The sequence below is a fragment of the Microbulbifer marinus genome (assembly GCF_900107725.1).
Taxonomy (GTDB): Bacteria; Pseudomonadota; Gammaproteobacteria; order Pseudomonadales; family Cellvibrionaceae; genus Microbulbifer; species Microbulbifer marinus.
Map to the genome: position 1 here is coordinate 574,988 of NZ_FNQO01000001.1, position 17,057 is coordinate 592,044.

The 17,057-nt window shown below is 58.8% G+C and carries 16 protein-coding genes; 4 read left to right on the forward strand and 12 right to left on the reverse strand.

Annotated elements, in window-relative coordinates; translation table 11 throughout:
- Position 1: 1 nt before the first annotated feature.
- Positions 2–622 carry an ABC-type transport auxiliary lipoprotein family protein gene (locus tag BLW36_RS02555; protein ID WP_091384832.1) on the reverse strand — a complete coding sequence of 207 codons (621 nt, stop codon included), beginning with the start codon at positions 620–622 and terminating at the stop codon, positions 2–4.
- Positions 619–1,572: an MlaD family protein gene (locus BLW36_RS02560; RefSeq protein WP_170833095.1), complete on the reverse strand. Its 954-nt coding sequence runs from the start codon at positions 1,570–1,572 to the stop codon at positions 619–621. The genes BLW36_RS02555 and BLW36_RS02560 overlap by 4 nt, the downstream gene beginning before the upstream one ends.
- Before the next feature lie 271 nt (positions 1,573–1,843).
- On the opposite strand from BLW36_RS02560, the gene BLW36_RS02565 reads away from it, so the two are divergent.
- Positions 1,844–2,110, forward strand: a complete 267-nt coding sequence (locus BLW36_RS02565; protein WP_139304798.1) for a hypothetical protein — start codon at positions 1,844–1,846, stop codon at positions 2,108–2,110.
- Positions 2,111–2,383: 273 nt separating this feature from the next.
- Here the strand turns inward: BLW36_RS02565 and BLW36_RS02570 are convergent, their stop codons facing one another.
- The 3 genes from BLW36_RS02570 to BLW36_RS02580 all read right to left on the reverse strand — a co-directional run bounded on the left by BLW36_RS02570 (position 2,384) and on the right by BLW36_RS02580 (position 3,969).
- Positions 2,384–2,971, reverse strand: coding sequence for an isochorismatase family protein (locus tag BLW36_RS02570; RefSeq protein WP_091384840.1), 588 nt, complete (start codon positions 2,969–2,971; stop codon positions 2,384–2,386).
- A gap of 155 nt (positions 2,972–3,126) precedes the next feature.
- A complete protein-coding gene (locus tag BLW36_RS17590; RefSeq protein ID WP_091384843.1) occupies positions 3,127–3,339 on the reverse strand; it encodes a zf-HC2 domain-containing protein in 213 nt (70 codons plus the stop codon).
- A gap of 6 nt (positions 3,340–3,345) precedes the next feature.
- Positions 3,346–3,969: an RNA polymerase factor sigma-70 gene (locus tag BLW36_RS02580; protein ID WP_091384845.1), complete on the reverse strand. Its 624-nt coding sequence runs from the start codon at positions 3,967–3,969 to the stop codon at positions 3,346–3,348.
- A 280-nt stretch (positions 3,970–4,249) separates the two neighbouring features.
- Here BLW36_RS02580 and BLW36_RS02585 point away from each other — a divergent pair, with 280 nt between their 5' ends.
- On the forward strand, positions 4,250–5,290 hold the full coding sequence (locus BLW36_RS02585) for a methyltransferase domain-containing protein (RefSeq protein WP_091384847.1): 1,041 nt from the start codon (positions 4,250–4,252) through the stop codon (positions 5,288–5,290).
- A gap of 23 nt (positions 5,291–5,313) precedes the next feature.
- Positions 5,314–5,829 (forward strand): arsenate reductase ArsC, encoded by a 516-nt coding sequence (locus BLW36_RS02590; RefSeq protein WP_170833096.1) that lies wholly within the window; start codon positions 5,314–5,316, stop codon positions 5,827–5,829.
- Here the strand turns inward: BLW36_RS02590 and BLW36_RS02595 are convergent.
- From BLW36_RS02595 to BLW36_RS02615, 5 genes are all read right to left on the reverse strand, one after another.
- Entirely contained in the window at positions 5,826–6,797 is a 972-nt protein-coding gene (locus BLW36_RS02595; protein ID WP_091384849.1) for a hydrolase, read from the reverse strand. The genes BLW36_RS02590 and BLW36_RS02595 overlap by 4 nt on opposite strands.
- A gap of 184 nt (positions 6,798–6,981) precedes the next feature.
- Entirely contained in the window at positions 6,982–7,479 is a 498-nt protein-coding gene (locus BLW36_RS02600; protein WP_244506107.1) for a DUF411 domain-containing protein, read from the reverse strand.
- On the reverse strand, positions 7,463–8,425 hold the full coding sequence (gene egtD / locus BLW36_RS02605) for an L-histidine N(alpha)-methyltransferase (RefSeq protein WP_244506176.1): 963 nt from the start codon (positions 8,423–8,425) through the stop codon (positions 7,463–7,465). The genes BLW36_RS02600 and egtD overlap by 17 nt, the downstream gene beginning before the upstream one ends.
- An 8-nt stretch (positions 8,426–8,433) precedes the next feature.
- Complete coding sequence (gene egtB, locus BLW36_RS02610) at positions 8,434–9,717, reverse strand: ergothioneine biosynthesis protein EgtB (RefSeq protein WP_091384855.1); 1,284 nt, start codon at positions 9,715–9,717, stop codon at positions 8,434–8,436.
- A gap of 203 nt (positions 9,718–9,920) precedes the next feature.
- Positions 9,921–12,527, reverse strand: coding sequence for a TonB-dependent receptor (locus tag BLW36_RS02615; RefSeq protein ID WP_244506108.1), 2,607 nt, complete (start codon positions 12,525–12,527; stop codon positions 9,921–9,923).
- 296 nt (positions 12,528–12,823) lie between these two features.
- Between BLW36_RS02615 and BLW36_RS02620 the strand changes: the two genes are divergently transcribed.
- The gene (locus BLW36_RS02620) at positions 12,824–15,181 is read left to right on the forward strand and encodes a penicillin acylase family protein (protein WP_091384859.1); all 2,358 of its coding nucleotides are present in this window, start codon (positions 12,824–12,826) and stop codon (positions 15,179–15,181) included.
- A gap of 99 nt (positions 15,182–15,280) precedes the next feature.
- Here the strand turns inward: BLW36_RS02620 and BLW36_RS02625 are convergent, their stop codons facing one another.
- Both BLW36_RS02625 and cysG read right to left on the reverse strand, forming a co-directional pair.
- Positions 15,281–15,505 carry a hypothetical protein gene (locus BLW36_RS02625; RefSeq protein ID WP_244506109.1) on the reverse strand — a complete coding sequence of 75 codons (225 nt, stop codon included), beginning with the start codon at positions 15,503–15,505 and terminating at the stop codon, positions 15,281–15,283.
- Between the two features lie 117 nt (positions 15,506–15,622).
- Positions 15,623–17,008, reverse strand: a complete 1,386-nt coding sequence (gene cysG / locus BLW36_RS02630) for a siroheme synthase CysG (protein WP_091384861.1) — start codon at positions 17,006–17,008, stop codon at positions 15,623–15,625.
- Positions 17,009–17,057: the final 49 nt, after the last annotated feature.

A 17,057-nucleotide genomic window follows, 5' to 3' on the forward strand; every position in this document is an offset into this window, starting at 1 on the left:
CTCACTGCACTGTCTCAAGCACAAATCCGGCTACCTGTTGGAGGGCCTTCACGGAGGCATCGTTCGCCGCCACGACTCCGGCATAAGGCGTATTCTGTAACATGGGCTCGCGTAGCGATATCGCCCGTGTGGAGATGATACGGTTCGATGCGCCATCGGTGAGCTGCACCCGCAGGGAAAGGTGCAGCGTTGCCGGATCGGAGGTGAAGTCCTGTGTAAGCTCGAGAATCTCCGTCCGCAACGCATAACTGTATGGACCGAAGTAGGGCGGCGTGATCACTGCGTCAAAGTAGTGGGTGCGCTCCAGTGTTCGCGCCAGCAACGGAAGCAGCATCTCTGCAGGTGATGCGCCCCATTCGTGCTTGCTGAAATAGTCAATCTGGTGCGGCCGGACTCTGTAGATCATTCGGACGGTGTCATAAGCGGGATTGATTGCAGGCGGTAGTACCAGCAGTGTCGCCGCATGCGTTTCCCGTTGGGGAATTGCGAGCGGCAGCTTGTCTATCATTTCGACCCGGATTTCGTTTTCCACAGGGGAGAGCAGCGTGCAGCCGGAAATCAATGCCGCGCAGAGGGCGGCGAGAAGGGACTTGGCCAACGTATCGTAGCCGCCTCCTTTCATTTCGTTTCGCCGGGGCCGAGGGGGGGAGGGGTGCTGCCGCGGACCAGGATTGATGGGTCGCGATTGATCTTGTCCGTCAAGCGGTCCATCGAGCTGGTAAGTTTATTCAGGTTGGCCATCGTCCGATAGGCTTCGGGCAGGACCTGAAGCTGGAGTGCGTTGATGGTGTCGCTACTCGACTTCAGCAGAGGGCCGAGTCGCCCGCTCGCTTGCTCGGTGTTCGCAATGATCGAGCTGAGGTGTTCTTGTTTCTGGGCGAGCATGCGGCTGACGCGCTCCAGCCCCTTCATGGTGTTGTTGCTCGAATCCAGCAGCGGGCCGAGCCGGTCGCTTGCCTGCTGCGTGTTCGTAATGATCGCGCTGAGACTCTCCTGGTTCTCGGCTAGCATATGGCTGACCTGCTGCAAATTTTCCACTGCACTCCTGAGCGATGCGATGCTCTCGTCGTCCAGTAGCGCGCGCGCCAATTCTGTCAGCACTTGCACATTCTGATTGACCTGGCTGATCGCGGTATCCAGGCTCACGTAGCGGGATGCTGTGCTGGGTATCCGCGGATAGCGTTCGCCCTTGGCGGCTGTAAGTGGGCGCTGGTCCGTGCCAGCGTCTTCCAGCAGGACGTAGACATAGCCGGTGAACCCGCGGGTGGCGAGCCCGCGGGCGGTGATGGTTGCGGCCGTCGCCCTCGTGATGGGCGCACCTTTCTCGACCTCCAGCAGAATGCGGACGGAGCGGGGACCGGTGAGTTGGACTTCGGTAACCGTTCCTACATCCACTCCATGGAACTCGACGGGGGCACCGGGAATCAGGCCGGATACGGAATCCTGCGTGAGAATCTGATAAGTCGTGAATCGGGCGGATGCCAAGCTGTGCCAGATTAACCACACCACGACACCGAGAAGCACTGTGATCGCAAATGCCAATCTTGCCCGGTTCTCTATGCTGAACTTCATCGAGCGCTTCTCCGCCGGTGACATTGGTCCTAATTTAGGTCGGTCCAAGTTTAGATCATAATGATCTGGCGCCATGCTGGACGCATAAATAATTATGTTCGGCGGTGTTGATGGCAAGCTGCATTCGACACATAAATAGTTATGCGACCTTGGCATAAATAATTATGTGCGATCCCGGCTTGGGTGGTCGTGTACCTGCAGCATAATTATTTATGTAGAATGTGCGCGTGTATTTATATGTGCCGAACGCAATTAATCATGTGGGGACGGTGTGGCATCAGTAATTATCGACGGCAAAAATGCGGACTCTACCCGAGTCTCAATCAGTTTGGACGAGTTTTTGTGGAAACTGGTTTCTGCGGATTTTGAATCTGAAGCCGACGCGCGGAGCTGGGTTAGGCAGTACATTTCTACGCTGCACACAACCAAGGGGCTGACCGCGATCGTCCGCGACCATTGCTTGCACCGTATCGTTAAGCCCTCACTGATTCGTCGCGTCCAGGGGCTGGAGGCCCAGATGGATATCGAGGAGGCATAAGCGAAGCTGGAAGTCCTGATGTCGGCCTGGCTGGCGGGGCAAGCACTGATGATATCTATGTGTACTATCTGCATCGGCTCCAGGCTTCGTCGATAGAAGCGCCTGCAGAGGTGCGCATTGGGCACACACTGAGCACTGGTAACCACACCCTTCCCCAATGTTAAGTGCGCATAATATAGATTATGTTAAATTATATATGGGCTATCTAAGACGTTGATTCAGTTGCTCCCCGCGGCCGCTCCACCGTACCGCTCTCGGTATCCTGAGAGATCTTCACCCCAACATCGCCGGCATGATGACCTGCTGAATGATCTGGCTACCTTCCGGTGTGCTCCAGTCACCCGCGAGTTCTGCAATGACCTGGTTGGTGCTAGTCAGGACGACCCCGGCGTGCTCCATGCGGCGCAGTGCCATATCGTCGGCCATGTTGCTCGTTGATCCGCCAGCGTCAGCGACTACCTGCACATCGTAGCCCTCGCTTACCAGGGTAAGTGCCGGATACACTGTGCTGACATCATTGGTAACGCCAGCAAGGATTAGTTTCTTGCGGCCAGTGTCTTTGACCGCTGCGACAAAGGTTTTGTCCTCCATTGCGTTGATAGCGCCGACGCGCTTGATACGTGCAGCGAAGGCTTCCGGCAGGATCGGCTCAAGCTCGCTGAGTAGTGTGCCCAGGCCTTGGTCCTCCATATTTGAGGTCAGCACGACCGGTATGTTCAGGGTGCTTGCGGTCTGCGCCAGCATCAGCACATTGCGTTGCATCTCTTCAACGGATATGGATTTGACCCAGCCCATGGTGCCAATCTGGTGGTCGATCAGCAGTAGTGCGGCGTTCTCGCCGGTGAATCTCTCGAATAGCATTGCGATTTCCTGATGCCTGGGGGACAAGCCGCCCCTCAATTTAAGGCTGCCAAGTGGCTACATCAAAATCAAAATGCGCCGTAATCCCCTTCCGACATACGCTTTCAGCGGCATCCAGCGCCGCCTGTGCAGCTCCGGCTGCCGGGATTGCGGGATCACTTGTCGCGTTTACCACCGCCCTCAGCTCTATCGGCTGCGCCATGTGCATAGGAGCGGGCAATCTGTCGCAACGTTCCCAGCTGTTTGCCAAAATTTCGGCAAGCCGAGCACATTGCCAGGTGAAACTTAAGGCTCGTGCGCTCGCTGAGAGTTAGTTCGCGTTCCTGGGATTCGGATAGCAAGCGGGTTGTTTCCCGGCAGTTTCTCATCACGGCTCAAGCCTCCCGCACAAACCAGTTGTTTTCGAGGCACTCCCGCAGCCTGAGGCGGGCTCGGTGCAGCGTCACGTTGAGATTGCTGACCGTGATTTCTGCCGCCGCGCAGATCTCGTGGCTTTCCAGTTCGATAAATTCTCGCATCATGAACACCTGGGCCTGGCGCACAGGCAGATGATTCAGGCAGGCATCAAATACTCGCCAGAAATGCTTGTCGTGAATCGCCGCTTCTGTATCCTCCCAGTGCGCCGGTCGCTCGTCTTTCAGCCAATGTCCGCGTCGATCGAATAACTCATCGAGGTCGTGCCCTTCCCTGTCAGCGTGCAAGAGCTGATCGGCATCAACGAAACGCTGGCGCTGACGCAACACGTCTGCGATCTTGTTCTTGAGAATCGCGAAGACCCAGGTCTTCAGTGCCGCGCGTCCGGCAAAGGTGCGCACGTTCTTCAGCGCACCGATCAAGGCTTCCTGTACCGCGTCTTCCGCCAACTGCGAATCGCCGAGCTGCAGGGTGGCGAAGCGGTGCATCTGTTGTCGCAATTCCTGCAGGAATTGCTCGTCACTGAGGGGGGATCCCTCCGATCCACTGGTCTGGTCGGCATCCGGGGCCGCATTTTCGCTCAATGCCCTGTCCTCGAATAAAACACTGGGGTCAGGCAATACTACCCGAAATCGGCGCGCACTCGCACAAACCAGAATCTTACCCGTGGCAGAACTGCCAATACGGAGCGCTTATATACTTGGTCGGCAACCACGGCGCATTTATTACACAAAGAGCAAAAGTGTTGTAACAATCTGCGTGCTACTTGCGACAGACAGCCTGAATTGCGCTTGAATAGACCCTGTGCCGCACCCTACCCCGCGGCCGACAGTGAACAACCCCCCTGCAGAAGGAAGGCTACAGATGCATGAAGTCGTACAGGACTACTACGGACGCCAGCTCCAGGGCTCGGCCGACCTGAAAACCGATGCCTGCTGCGACGCCAGCGCCGTGCCCGAATGGCTGAAGCCGCTGCTGGCCAGGATCCACCCGCAAGTCCTGTCGCGCTATTACGGTTGTGGCCTGGTGTGCCCGCCGCTGCTGGAGGGCTGCCGCGTGCTGGATCTGGGTTGTGGCTCCGGGCGCGATGTCTATGCTCTCGCCCAGCTGGTCGGTCCGTCCGGCTCAGTGGTGGGCGTCGATATGACGGCTGAACAGTTGGCGGTGGCTGAGCAGCACCGCGACTACCACGCCGAGCAATTCGGTTTTGACAATGTGCGCTTCCTGCACGGCTATATCGAACGCCTGGAAGATCTGGATCTGGAGCCGGGCAGTTTTGACGTGATTGTGTCCAACTGTGTGGTGAATCTGTCCACCGACAAAGAAGCCGTGTTGCGCGGCATACACCGGCTGCTGAAAGAAGGCGGTGAGTTCTATTTCTCCGATGTCTATGCCGATCGTCGCGTCCCCGACGCATTGCGCACAGATCCTGTTCTCTATGGTGAGTGCCTGGGCGGCGCGCTTTACTGGAATGACTTCATAAGCCTGGCGCGCTCCAGCGGCTTTATTGATACGCGCCTGATTGAGGACCGCCCGCTGCAGATTACCAATCCGGAGCTCGCGGAGCGCTGCGGCAACCTGCGTTTCTTCTCTGCCAGTTACCGCCTGTTCAAGCTGGCACAGCTGGAGAGCGATTGCGAAGACTACGGCCAGGCGGTGGTTTACCGCGGCACTGTAGTCAACAGCCCGCACCGATTTGTGCTGGACAAACACCACGTCATCGAGGCCGGCAGGGTGTTCCCGGTTTGCGGCAATACTTGGCGCATGCTGGCGGACACACGCTTCGCCGAGCATTTCGAATTTATCGGTGACTTTTCCACGCACTACGGCCTGTTCGAAGGCTGTGGTGGCGGCCTGCCGTTTGATGGTGAAGCGGGTGGTGGGGCTGACGCGCCGTGTTGCTAGAAACGGCAGAGAAAAAAATCGCAGTGCCACGCTGGAATATTCTGGTGTTGTGTACCGGTAATTCGGCCCGCAGCATTTTGGCGGAGGCCCTGTTCAATCATTGTTCCGCTGGCTGGTTTAAGTGCAACAGCGCCGGCAGCCAACCGACCGGCCAGGTGAATCCTTTCGCGTTGCGGGAAATTGCTGCGCAAGGTATCGAGCCAGTAGGCTACCGCAGCAAGAGCTGGCAGGAGTTCACCGGCAAATCCGCTCCGCGGCTGGATGTGCTGCTGACGGTTTGCGATAGCGCTGCGGCAGAGGTTTGTCCTGCTTTCGCGGGCGACTACGAGCATGTGCACTGGGGGTTGCCGGATCCCGCCGCGGCGGGCGACGACGAGAAACCGGCAGCTTTTGCCAACTGCTTCGCGACGCTGAAGCAGCGACTCGATGCACTGCTTCGGCTGCCACTAGCTGAGTTCACCAGAGGGGATCTGGCACTGGCAATGCGGAAACTCGCAGGCGCTGATGTGCCCGCGCCGGTACTGGACGGCGTCGATTAGCTTCCCGAGACGAGGAATTCAGGGATACGGCTTTCCAGCCAGTAAGTCGGGCGCCACAGGGAACCGCTGATAAAGCCGACATGACCACCCTTCTCGCTGATCTGTAACTGCACGTCGGCGCTGACTTCCGCCTTGGCCGGCAGAGCCGATGGGCAGATAAACGGGTCGTCTACCGCGTTAATGATCAGTGTTGGCACGCGGATATCCTTCAGCAGCGGCTTGCTGGACGCGCGGGTGTAGTAGTCGTCGACATCGCGGAATCCATGCAAAGGGGCGGTAAAGGCATTGTCGAAGTGGCGGAAGTTTGCGAAATACGCGCCGTCATCCAGGTTAGGCAATGCTGCAGCCAGGTACGGATCACTGGCCTTCAGCCGCAGGCTTCGTCTCAGGCAGGCCAGAAGGTGACGCTGGTAAACGCGCGACAGGCCGCTGTTGATGCGCCGGCTGCAGGCGTGCAGGTCGAGCGGCGCCGACACCGCAACCGCAGCCGTAAGCGGGCTGCCCTGCCCGTCTTCCCCCAGCATCTTCAGCAGCACGTTGCCGCCCAGTGAATAGCCGACCGCGATCAGCGGTGTGTTCGGGAACTGTGTCCTGAACTCACCCAGCAGCCAGCGCGGATCATCGCTATCACCGCTATGGTAGGCGCGCGGCAGCTTGTTCGGAATCCCGCCACAGCCGCGGAAATGCATCACCGCCACCTGGTAGCCACGCCGCAGCAGTTCTTCCATCAGTCCCTGCGCATAGGGAGATGCGACAGAGCCCTCAAGACCGTGCAATACCAGTACCAGTGGCGAGGCCGGATCGTCCTGCAGCAGTCGAGGAGTATGTACGGCGAGTCGGTCGCCATCTGGCGTCGTGTACCAGTGGCGATCCGTCTGAATCCAGGGCTCGGAGCGGTGAAAACGGGCAAATACCGTCTGCAGGTGACAATTAGCCAACCCTCTAGCGGGCGAGAACTTCTCGGTCATACATCGGATCCAGCTTACTCAGTGCGCACCTTAACGCGTTTTGCGGTGGAACCAAAGAACGGGGCCTTGCGGCTTAAGCAGTCGGAGGCCACCTATCGATTTTAACTATTCCCTGATTACTCACCGGCTGGTGAGCGGAGTCTGGCGCAGAAATAGTGGAGTTTGGCGGTTATTTTGAGGGGTTCTATTCGGCTTCTTCCGGTTGCTCGACACGCGCATAAAAGCGGTAGTCGCCACCGCCCAAAAGCAGGTAGACATTATAGGGTTCGAACTCGCCACCTTTGTACATGCCCGGACTACCATCGGGCATGCCCGGTACGGCCAGGCCAAAACTGCCCTCCGGCGGGTCGGCGAGAAATTTGTTGATCAATCGCGCCGGGACGTGGCCTTCGAAAACATATTTGCCGCGCCACACCGCGGTATGGCAACCCCCCATGCCCTCTGGTACACCCCACCTCCCTTTCACCTCAGTCATATCGCCCCGATATGCCACCTCGGTCTGTATCCCGTTAGTGTTGAGATGCTCGATCCAATGCTTGCAGCAGAAACAAAACCGGTGCTTGTAAACAACGAAAGTGTTGTTATCAGTAGTGGCTGCGGGTTCTGCCGCGTAACTGACGGATGCGCAGAGCGAGGCGGCCAGCGCAAGCATGTAGAGCGTGAATTTAGCTGATCTGGGCATAGTGGACAGCGTAGCGTTGCTCGGAGTCACACCAGTGGCGTATCGGTGTGAATCCGGCGCTCGACAGCAGCCGGTTAAAGCCGGAAATTGAGTACTTGTGGCTATTTTCCGTGTGAATGGTTTCTCCTTCGGCAAACTCGAACTTTCTGCCCGCAATCTGCACGGTGTGGCTTTTCAGGCTGACAAGATGCATTTCCACACGCTGCCGCAGCGGGTGGTAAAAGGCGCGGTGGGCAAAATGGGCAAGATCGAAATTGGCATTCAACTCGCTATTGATACGAGCAAGAATGTTCTTGTTGAACTCCTCGGTAACATGCTCGCTGTCGCAATAGGCCCGCTCGAGTACGATGGAGTCTTTTACCAGGTCCGTGCCTATCAACAGACCATCACCGCGACTGAGCTTCGAGGCAAAAAACTCTAGTAGCACCTCGGCGTGTTCGGGAGTGAAATTGCCGATGGTGGAGCCGGGAAAAAACAGCACGCGCTTGCGTGGGGTTATGTCTTTCAGGCCCTGCCATACATCCGCCTGGGTGAAATCCCCAATGGAAGCCGTCACTTCGATGTTCGGCAGGCGGGCGGTTATCCGTGCCTTGGCCGCCAGCAGAATCTCCGGGGATATATCGATGGGGTAATAACCGCTCGGAGCCTGCAGATGCTCGAGCAGTAACTCCACCTTCTCGCAGTTGCCTGCGCCGGGCTCGACGATCAGCGCACCGGGGCCAACCTGCTGCGCCATGGCAGTGATATGTTCGCGAAAAATGGCCGCTTCGGTACGAGTCAGGTAGTAATCGTCCAGTTCACAGATTTGTTCGAAAAGTCGTGAACCTGCTTCATCGTATAGATACTTGCACGGCAGTGTTTTCTGCTCTTCACTCAGCCCTGCCAACACATCTGTCAAGAAATCGCTGTTTTGTAGCTTGTCATCAGGAATGGGCGACACGGCCATATTCACATTCAGTCTCCTGCCAGACGGATTCCGGTAAATTGCCACGCTTGGTGCGGGTAGAAGAAATTGCGGTAACTCATGCGGATATGCTCCGCCGGGGTAATACAGGATCCGCCCCTCAGGACTTTCTGATTGCACATAAACTTGCCGTTATATTCACCCACGGCATCGCTGCTCGCCCTGAATCCGGGGTATGGCAGGTAGGCGCTCGAAGTCCACTCCCATAGGTCCCCGAGGAACTGTGTCTGTCCGCGCCCGGCAGCGAGGGGCCGCAGGGCCCGTTTTTCTAGCAGGTTTGCGGTGGCCAGCTGATCCGGCCTGCGTAACTGGAAGGCTGCCGCTTCCCACTCGAATTCGGTGGGAAGGCGTTTGCCTGCCCAGCTCGCGTAGGCGTCGGCCTCGTAGAAACTGATATGGCAAACCGGCTCACTGTATGTAATGGGCTGAAGGCCGTGGAGAGTAAACTGAAACCAGCCTTCTTCTCTCTTTTGCCAATAGAGCGGATGTTTGCAGGCATTCTGCTGCACATGCGCCCAGCCGTCAGACAGCCACAGGCGCGGATCGCGATAGCCACCGTCCTCGATAAATTCCAGGTACTCGCCATTGGTTACCAGTCGAGAGGCGATGGAAAAATCCTGCAGCAACTGTTGATGGGCCGGACTTTCGTTGTCGAAATAAAAATGTTCCCCCTCGCTGCCGATTCCGTAAACCCCACCGGCTACACGCAGCCAGCGCAGTTCTTCGGCCGGACCGGTATCTTCCTCTTCCTGCGTGGAATCACTGTAGCTGGGAAACGTGGGATTGATCGAGAAGGCGTGCTTGATATCCGTTAGCAGTAGCTCCTGATGCTGTTGCTCGTGATTGAGGCCAAGGGTGACCAGGGTTTCGAGCCCCTGGCTCAGGGGCTGCTCGTCCAGTAACTTCCCGATAAATTGGTCCACAGAGTGGCGATAGGCAAAGACACTATCGAGATCGGGACGCGACAACATACCCCGCTGCGGGCGGCTAAACGGTGTGCCGAGGCTGTTGTAGTACGAGTTGAAGAGCTGGTGAAAGTCGGGGTCGAACTGGCGATAGTCGGGAAGATGTGGGCGCAGGACAAAAGTTTCGAAGAACCAGCTGGTGTGGGCCAGGTGCCACTTGGTCGGACTGGCATCGGGCATAGACTGCAATTGCATGTCTTCCGCCGATAGCGGATCCGCTAACTGCTCAGTCTCTCCGCGAACCCGTCTGTAACGTGAGAGGAGTTGTTGCTGAATTTCCGAATTTACCTCACCCGCCAGTATTGTCATGGCAACTGCCAACTGCGATTAAATTCAATTGTTTGAAATGATCATACGCAGTTTTAGCGGGAATCCTATGAAATCGCCCGCAAAGAGGATCTATTCGGCGCCACTTTCTGTGACCCAAGGTGGCGTAAATAAGGGTGGCGCAAATAAAAAAGGGGCCGGCGATTGCCGGCCCCTACTCTCATCAGGCTGATTCAGCGACGCGCTTAGAAGCGGACGGTGAAATCCGCACCGTAAGTACGCGGCATGTAGCGCCAGGCGGGGCTGGCACCAATCGCTGCGCCGGTACCGCCGTAACCGCCGGCGATTTCCTCGTCGGTCGCATTCTGTACCCACAGGGCCGCGGCGTAGCGGTCAGAGGCACTGTTCCAGCCGGCACGCAGGTTCAGCAACTGGTAGTCGTCGATGATACGGCTCGGATCGGAGATAGAACCGATGCGCTCGTCAGTCCAGTTGTAGTCAGCACGCAGGCGCACATCCGCGCCGGAAGCCATGTCGATGGTGTATTCGGCCATCACATTGAACTTGCTTTCCGGAGTGGAAACACGCGGTTGGCCGATCTTTTCTTCGGCGTCTGCAGGGGTTTCACCGATCGCCTCGATGTAGCCGTACTTGGTGAACTCGGTATCGAGGTAGGAGTAGTTACCGGCGATAAACAGGTTATCGGTAGCGGCCCACTGCACCTCGACTTCCGCACCGGTACCCTCGGCGTCGGAGTTACGCAGGTTGTAGCTGGGAATCGGAGAGCCGACCAGATCCAGCTCCTGCAGGTTGTTGTACTCGTAGCTGAATACAGAGGCATTCAGGCGCACACGGTTGTCGAACAGGCTGCTCTTCACACCGATTTCCAGGTTGACCACGTCTTCCTGGTCGAAGGACGGCTCAACGCCCGGGCCGAAGTTCAGGCTGTTGAAACCACCGGCCTTGAAGCCGTCAGCCAGGGACACGAAGGTCATGACGTCGTCGTTCCAGCGGTAGTCCAGCACGATACGGCCGGAGATATCGCTCCAGCTGTCGTTCAGCTTGGAATCCAGCATCGGCTGACCGTTGTTGTAGAACGCCATACCGAACGGCTGCGCCGGCAGTTGCAGGGCCGGCAGCGGCAGAACGCCGATCACGTTGCCGTTCGCGTCCATCAGCGGTACGTTGCCACCGGTCAGTGCGATCGGGATCGCGTTCTGGTAGGCGGTCTGGATGGTGAAATCTTTCTCGTCGTAGGTGTAACGGGCACCGACGGTCAGGTCCATCTTGTCGGTCAGGCTCCAGGTAAAGTCACCGTAGACGGCGGTGGAGCGATAATCACCGGTGTTCAGGACATTTTCGTTCCACGGCACATCGCCAGCGACCCAAGGCTGGAAGCCGGCCAGCAGCTGCATGGCCATCGCCTGGGAGTTCAGCATGTTGCCGGTAATACCGGCGGGCGCGCCGAAGGCGGCCAGCAGCTGATCAACCTGGCCAGACTGCAACATCAGGTCATAGACGAAAGACGCGGCGGCGATACCTTCCAGGCCCAGATCCCTGTAATACTGGCGCTGCATAACGGCCAAGTCTTCCAGTTCAGTCTGGGTCAGCTCGGGGAAGTCGATTCCGGCCGCTTCTGCCTGAGCTTTCTGCGCCTCATAGGCCATTTTGGTACCTTCGTAAACCGCGAAGGATTCCAGTGAGCCAGAGGTGAAGTAGGCTTCGGTCAGGTGTTCCAGTTTCTCCTGCGAGTAGGAAGCGCCGACGGTCCACTTCAGGGTGTCGGTGGCGCCGTTCAGGCGGAATTCCTGTGAGAACTGTTCCTGCTCATCGAAGTTCGCGGAACCGAACATGTAATCCGGGTTGGCGGTGCCGTCCTCATCCTGCTGCAGGTGCGCATCGAACTTGCGGAACGCCGTGATGGAAGTCAGGGTAAAGTTTTCGAAGTCGCTGGTTACGGTCAGCGAGGTGCCGAACGAATCGCGGTCTTCGATAGTCGGGGTGTCCAGCGCGTAGTCGCCGAATACGTCGGTACCACCGTCCAGCGCCTGCAGGCTCGGCACGATGCTGGAGCGCAGTGCACTGCCCTGGTCCATCACGCCGTAGTCGGCGCGCCACAGCACTTCGGTGCTGGCGCTCGGTTCCCACAGCAGGGAGGCACGGTAAGTCTGGGTGTCCTGGTTGCCGGCTGAGAAGCCGCCCGCCAGGTTGTCGGCGAAGGCATCGCGACGGTTGTTGGACGCGGTGAAGCGGCCGTACAGGTTGTCACTCAGCTGGCGATTCAGCAGCAGGTCAGAGGACTGGCGGCCATAGTTGCCGGCGGTCAGGCTCAGCTCGGCGGTATCGTCAGCCTGCGGCTTCTTGGTGATGATGTGGATGGCACCGCCGGTGGCATTGCGGCCGAACAGGGTACCCTGCGGGCCTTTCAGCACTTCGACGCGCTCGATATCGGCCAGAGGCACTTCGGCGCCGGCGCCACGGCCAGTGTAGACACCGTCTACATAGACGGCTACGGCCGGGTCGGAGCCCACGGTAAAGTCGCCGGTTTGAATGCCGCGAATACTGTAAGTGGGCTGCAGCGGGGTGTCGTTATTCATCTCCACGCCCGGGGTGAATTTACCCAGGTCGGTGAGATTTTCCACACCCATTTCTTTCATGCTCTCGCCGGTAAAGGCAGAGATTGCAATAGGAACGTCCTGAAGGTTTTCCGCACGTTTCTGTGCGGTTACCACTACTTCCTCGATTTCCGCAGCGTAGGCTGTGCCGCTGATAGCAGTGGCAAAGGCAATGGCTCCAGAGAGGATGGACAGGCTGAATTGCCGGCTTTTACCGGTCTGATCGGCATCGTGCATCATCGCGTCCTCGCGTTTGTTGTTATAAAAGCGTGATGTTTTATGTGTCTAGTTTTTGTTATTGGGCGCCATCTTACGATCGAAAAGGTGGATTTAAAAGCCCGTTATGACTTTTTTCTAGTGACTGGTCAGTTCTGTATGGCGTGTAAATATGAATCGCGACTTTACTGGCATTTGATTCCTCAGAAAATCTGATTTTGTGACCGGCATTTGTCCCCCAGTAACTATTTTGGCGCGCGCGGCGATTGCTAAAATCACGCATTCCAGCAATTAAAATAACGCCCGATGGAATCCCCATGGCCCAGAAATCCCCTATCGTCCGCCTGTTGCCGCGCATACTGATCGGCGCCTGTGTAGTTATCGTCGCAACAGTGCTTATTGCCTGGACGTGGCTGCGACAGAGCCTGCCCGTCCTCGAGGGCACACTGGACACCGGCACGCTGAATACTCCGGCAACCATTTACCGGGATGCCCAGGGGATTCCGTTGATCCAGTCGGAGGATCGCAATAGCACGGCATTTGCACTGGGTTTTCTGCACGCCCAGGAACGCTTCTTCCAGATGGACCTGCTGCGGCGCAATTCCGCCGGAGAGTTGTCCGAGCTGGTCGGTGCGGCGGCACTGAAGCATGACAAGTCTGTGCGCCTGCACCAGTTCCGCAAGCGGGCCGAGCGCAACATCGCTGCCCTGCCAGAGGCCCAGCGCCGGCTGCTCAACCACTACGTCAAAGGGGTCAATTACGGCCTGCAACAACTGGATGCGAAGCCCTGGGAATACGCACTGCTCGGTAAAGAGCCCAAGCCGTGGACCAGCGCCGACAGCCTGCTGACTATCTTCAGCATGTACCTGACACTGCAGAGCCCCATCGGCAAGTTCGAGCTGCGCGATACCGCGCTCGCGGAGCTGTTGCCGCAGGATCTCTACGAGTTCTATTTTCCCACCGGGGGCACCTGGGATGCGCCCCTGATCGGCGAGGCCCGCGGCCCCGTCACTATTCCCGAGACACCCATCGCCTCCCTGCTGAGTCAGGGCGATGTCATCGCCTACCAAGAGCTGGAGAGTGACGACAAGGTCTACGGCAGCAACAACTGGGTTGTCGGCGGAGCGCTGACCGAGCACGGCGGTGCGATACTGGCGGACGACATGCACCTGGGTCTTAACGTTCCCAATATCTGGTATCGCGCTGGCTGGAACATTCCCGGCAGCGACAGGACGCTGCGCGGCGCTACCCTTCCCGGCGGCCCGATAGCGGTCGTCGGCAGCAACGGGCTGGTGGCCTGGGGCTTCACCAATACCTTCGGCGACTGGGGCGATCTGATTCCCCTTGAGGTCAGCCAAGACGGCAAGCAGTACCGAACACCCGACGGCTGGCGCACTTTCGATATCGAGCGCGAATCCATCGCGGTAAAAGGCGGTGATGCAGAGACCCTGGAAGTCCGGAAGACCATCTGGGGGCCAGTGGTTACCGAGAACCACCGCGGTGTGCCGCTGGCCTATCGCTGGATTGCCCACGATGTCCGCGGCGCGAACCTGAACCTGCTGCGCCTCGAGGGTGTGACTTCCGCAGAAGAGGCTCTGGACCTGGGGCCGCAACTGGGCATTCCACACCAGAACCTGGTGGTCGGGGACAAGGACGGCCATATCGGTTGGACGGTAGGCGGCCCCATTCCGCGCCGCGTCGGGCTCGACGGTAGCCGCTCGGTGTCCTGGGCAGACGGCAGCGCCTATTGGGACGGTTACCTGAGCGTCGAGGAGCAGCCACGGGTCTACGATCCGCCCTCCCACCGCATCTGGACCGCCAATGCGCGCACAATGGACAGTGATTTCCTGCGCACCATGGGCAACGACGGCTACGCACTAGGCGCGCGCCAGCAGCAGATCCGCGACGGTCTGTTCGCGCGGGAACATTTCGATGAGCAGGCACTGCTGGACATTCAGCTGGATGATCGCGCCGTTTTCCTGCAACGCTGGCAGGAACATCTGCTCGCCCTGCTGGACGGACGGGACAGCTACCGCGAAGTGCGCGAGCAGGTGCGCAACTGGGGTGGCCGCGCCAGTGCCGACTCTGTCGGCTACCGGATCGTTCGCAACTACCGCCTCAAGTTCATGAAGATCACGACTGCGCCCATTCTCACTTATATGCGCCGCTATCAGCCGGAATTCTCGTTCGGCCCGATGAAGCGCCAGTTTGAATATGCACTCTGGGAAATGGTGCAGCAGGAGCCGGCGCAGTTATTGAATCCGGAATTTGAGTCCTGGCAGGCAGTGAAGCTCACTGCTCTGGACCAGGTGCTGGCAGAAATGGCCGCAGATGGTCGCCCGCTGGCGGAGCAGACCTGGGGCGCGGAGAATACGGCCCGTATTCGCCACCCGCTCGGCCGCGCGGTCGCCGCAGTCAATTGGCTCACCGAGATGCCGGCGGATCAGTTGTCGGGTGACACCCACATGCCGCGATTCCAGTCCCCTACACACGGCGCATCGGAGCGAATGGTGGTCGCGCCGGGATATGAAGAGAACGCGATCTTCCACATGGCCACCGGCCAGAGTGCCCACCCGCTGTCGCCCTTCTTTGGCAATGGGCACAAAGACTGGGTAGAGGGCAATCCGTCTCCGCTTACCGAGGGGGAAACTCGCTACACGCTGCGACTGCAATAACTGGGCGCAGAGCGTCCGGGTCGGGATATCTGAAGGGTTCGCAATCGATGACCGGTGCCGCGAACGCCGCACCGGTTGTTAGCGCTGGCGTTGTCGCCGTCAGGCGGTTTCGTCGAGTATCGCGAATGACAGGAAAGAAGTGAGCAGACCGATAGCCAGCACAAAGGGCAGCAGCGGAAAGCAGAGCATCAGCAGACAGGTGCCAATCCATAGGTTTTTAACCCAGCTTCTTTTCAGGCGGTAGCGCCGGGAATAGCGGCGCGTGTGACTGTCTTCCTGACGCGGCACACAGAGTTCGCTTTCCCGCGGCAGGAAGAATCGCACTAAAAGAGTGCATTGAAACCGGATCAACGCCAACAGCATATCGAGCACCCCTCGCCAACATCCCTTGGAGTATAGATGCTCGATATGAGGCGGCCCGGCGGGCTGGCGATTGGGGATTTATTTGGGGTGATACCAGCGCAATTTGTCGTGCAGGCTAACAACGCCGCCGATAATGGTCAGCGCCGGCGCTTCCACCGCTTCGGTCACTGCCAGCTGCGGCAGCGATCGCAGGTCGCCGACCACAACGCGTTGCTCACTGGTGGTGCCCTTCTCCACCAGCGCCGCCGGTGTGTCGGCCGGCAGGCCGTGTTCCTCCAGCTGGCGGCAGATAGTCTGCAGCCCGGTCAGGCCCATATAGAAAACGAGCGTCTGACCCGGCGATGCCAGCTCATTCCACGGCAGATCCAGTTCTCCCTGCTTCACGTGGCCGGTGATAAAGCGCACCGACTGGGCGTGGTCCCGATGCGTCAGCGGGATACCGGCATAACTGGCACAGCCGGAGGCGGCGGTGATACCGGGGACGACCTGGAATGGAATGCCGGCCGCGGCCAGCTTGTCGATTTCCTCCCCGCCCCGGCCGAAAATAAACGGATCGCCACCTTTCAGGCGCAACACTTTCTTTCCCTGCGCGGCCAGATCCACCAGCAGCTGATTGATCCCTTCCTGGGGCACGGAGTGAAACTCCTTCTTCTTGCCCACGTAAATGCGTTCGGCGTCGCGACGCACCAGATCCAATACGCCCGGCGACACCAGGCGATCGTACAGCACCACATCGGCCTGCTGCATCAGGCGCAGGGCGCGGAAGGTCAGCAGATCCGGATCGCCGGGACCCCCGCCTACCAGGTAGACCTCGCCGCTGGGTGCGGGACTGCCCTGCCACTGCTGCAGAGCCGCGAGGAACTCGTTTTCGCCGTCAACGACATTGCCGGCTTCCACCTTGTCCGCCACCGGACCGGAAAACACCCACTGCCAGAAATCCTTGCGGCTGGCTTCGGGCAGGCTCGCCTTGACCTGATCGCGCATCCTGGCCGCCAATTCAGCCAGCGAGGCGATTCCGGGCGCGAGCAACGCCTCCAGTTGCGCCCGGATCTGGCGCGCCAGAACGGGGGCCGCGCCGCCGCTGCTGATACCGATGGACAGGGGGCCGCGCTCAACGATGGCCGGAAAGGTGAAAGTACAAAGCTCGGGGGAGTCGACCACATTGACCGGCAGCCGCTGCGCCTGGGCATCGGTGGATACCGCGCGATTGACCTCGCTATCGGCAGTTGCGGCGACTACCAGTTGCGCCTGCTGGAGAAATTCCGGCCGGTACACTTCGCGGAAATGTTGCCCACCTGAGGTCGTCACCAGCCGCGCCAACTCATCGGTAATCTCGGGCGCGACCACCAGCAGGCGGGCACCGGCCTTGTTCAGTAAGCGCGCCTTGCGCGTGGCAATGGCACCACCGCCCACGATAAGGCAGGGGCAGTCTTTGACATCGAAAGCGAGAGGCAGGTAACGCAAGGTGATAATCCGTTATTGTGGGTAATGCTGAGCCGCGGTGGCGCCAAAA

Bases quoted from the DNA above. Each gene is read 5' to 3' on its own strand.
- BLW36_RS02595 (WP_091384849.1), bottom strand. From the start codon at position 6,797: ATGACCGAGAAGTTCTCGCCCGCTAGAGGGTTGGCTAATTGTCACCTG.
- BLW36_RS17590 (WP_091384843.1), bottom strand. From the start codon at position 3,339: ATGAGAAACTGCCGGGAAACAACCCGCTTGCTATCCGAATCCCAGGAA.
- BLW36_RS02615 (WP_244506108.1), bottom strand. From the start codon at position 12,527: ATGCACGATGCCGATCAGACCGGTAAAAGCCGGCAATTCAGCCTGTCC.
- egtB (WP_091384855.1), bottom strand. From the start codon at position 9,717: ATGACAATACTGGCGGGTGAGGTAAATTCGGAAATTCAGCAACAACTC.
- BLW36_RS02555 (WP_091384832.1), bottom strand. From the start codon at position 622: ATGAAAGGAGGCGGCTACGATACGTTGGCCAAGTCCCTTCTCGCCGCC.
- BLW36_RS02620 (WP_091384859.1), top strand. From the start codon at position 12,824: ATGGCCCAGAAATCCCCTATCGTCCGCCTGTTGCCGCGCATACTGATC.
- BLW36_RS02600 (WP_244506107.1), bottom strand. From the start codon at position 7,479: ATGCCCAGATCAGCTAAATTCACGCTCTACATGCTTGCGCTGGCCGCC.
- BLW36_RS02560 (WP_170833095.1), bottom strand. From the start codon at position 1,572: ATGAAGTTCAGCATAGAGAACCGGGCAAGATTGGCATTTGCGATCACA.
- BLW36_RS02585 (WP_091384847.1), top strand. From the start codon at position 4,250: ATGCATGAAGTCGTACAGGACTACTACGGACGCCAGCTCCAGGGCTCG.
- BLW36_RS02570 (WP_091384840.1), bottom strand. From the start codon at position 2,971: ATGCTATTCGAGAGATTCACCGGCGAGAACGCCGCACTACTGCTGATC.
- egtD (WP_244506176.1), bottom strand. From the start codon at position 8,425: ATGGCCGTGTCGCCCATTCCTGATGACAAGCTACAAAACAGCGATTTC.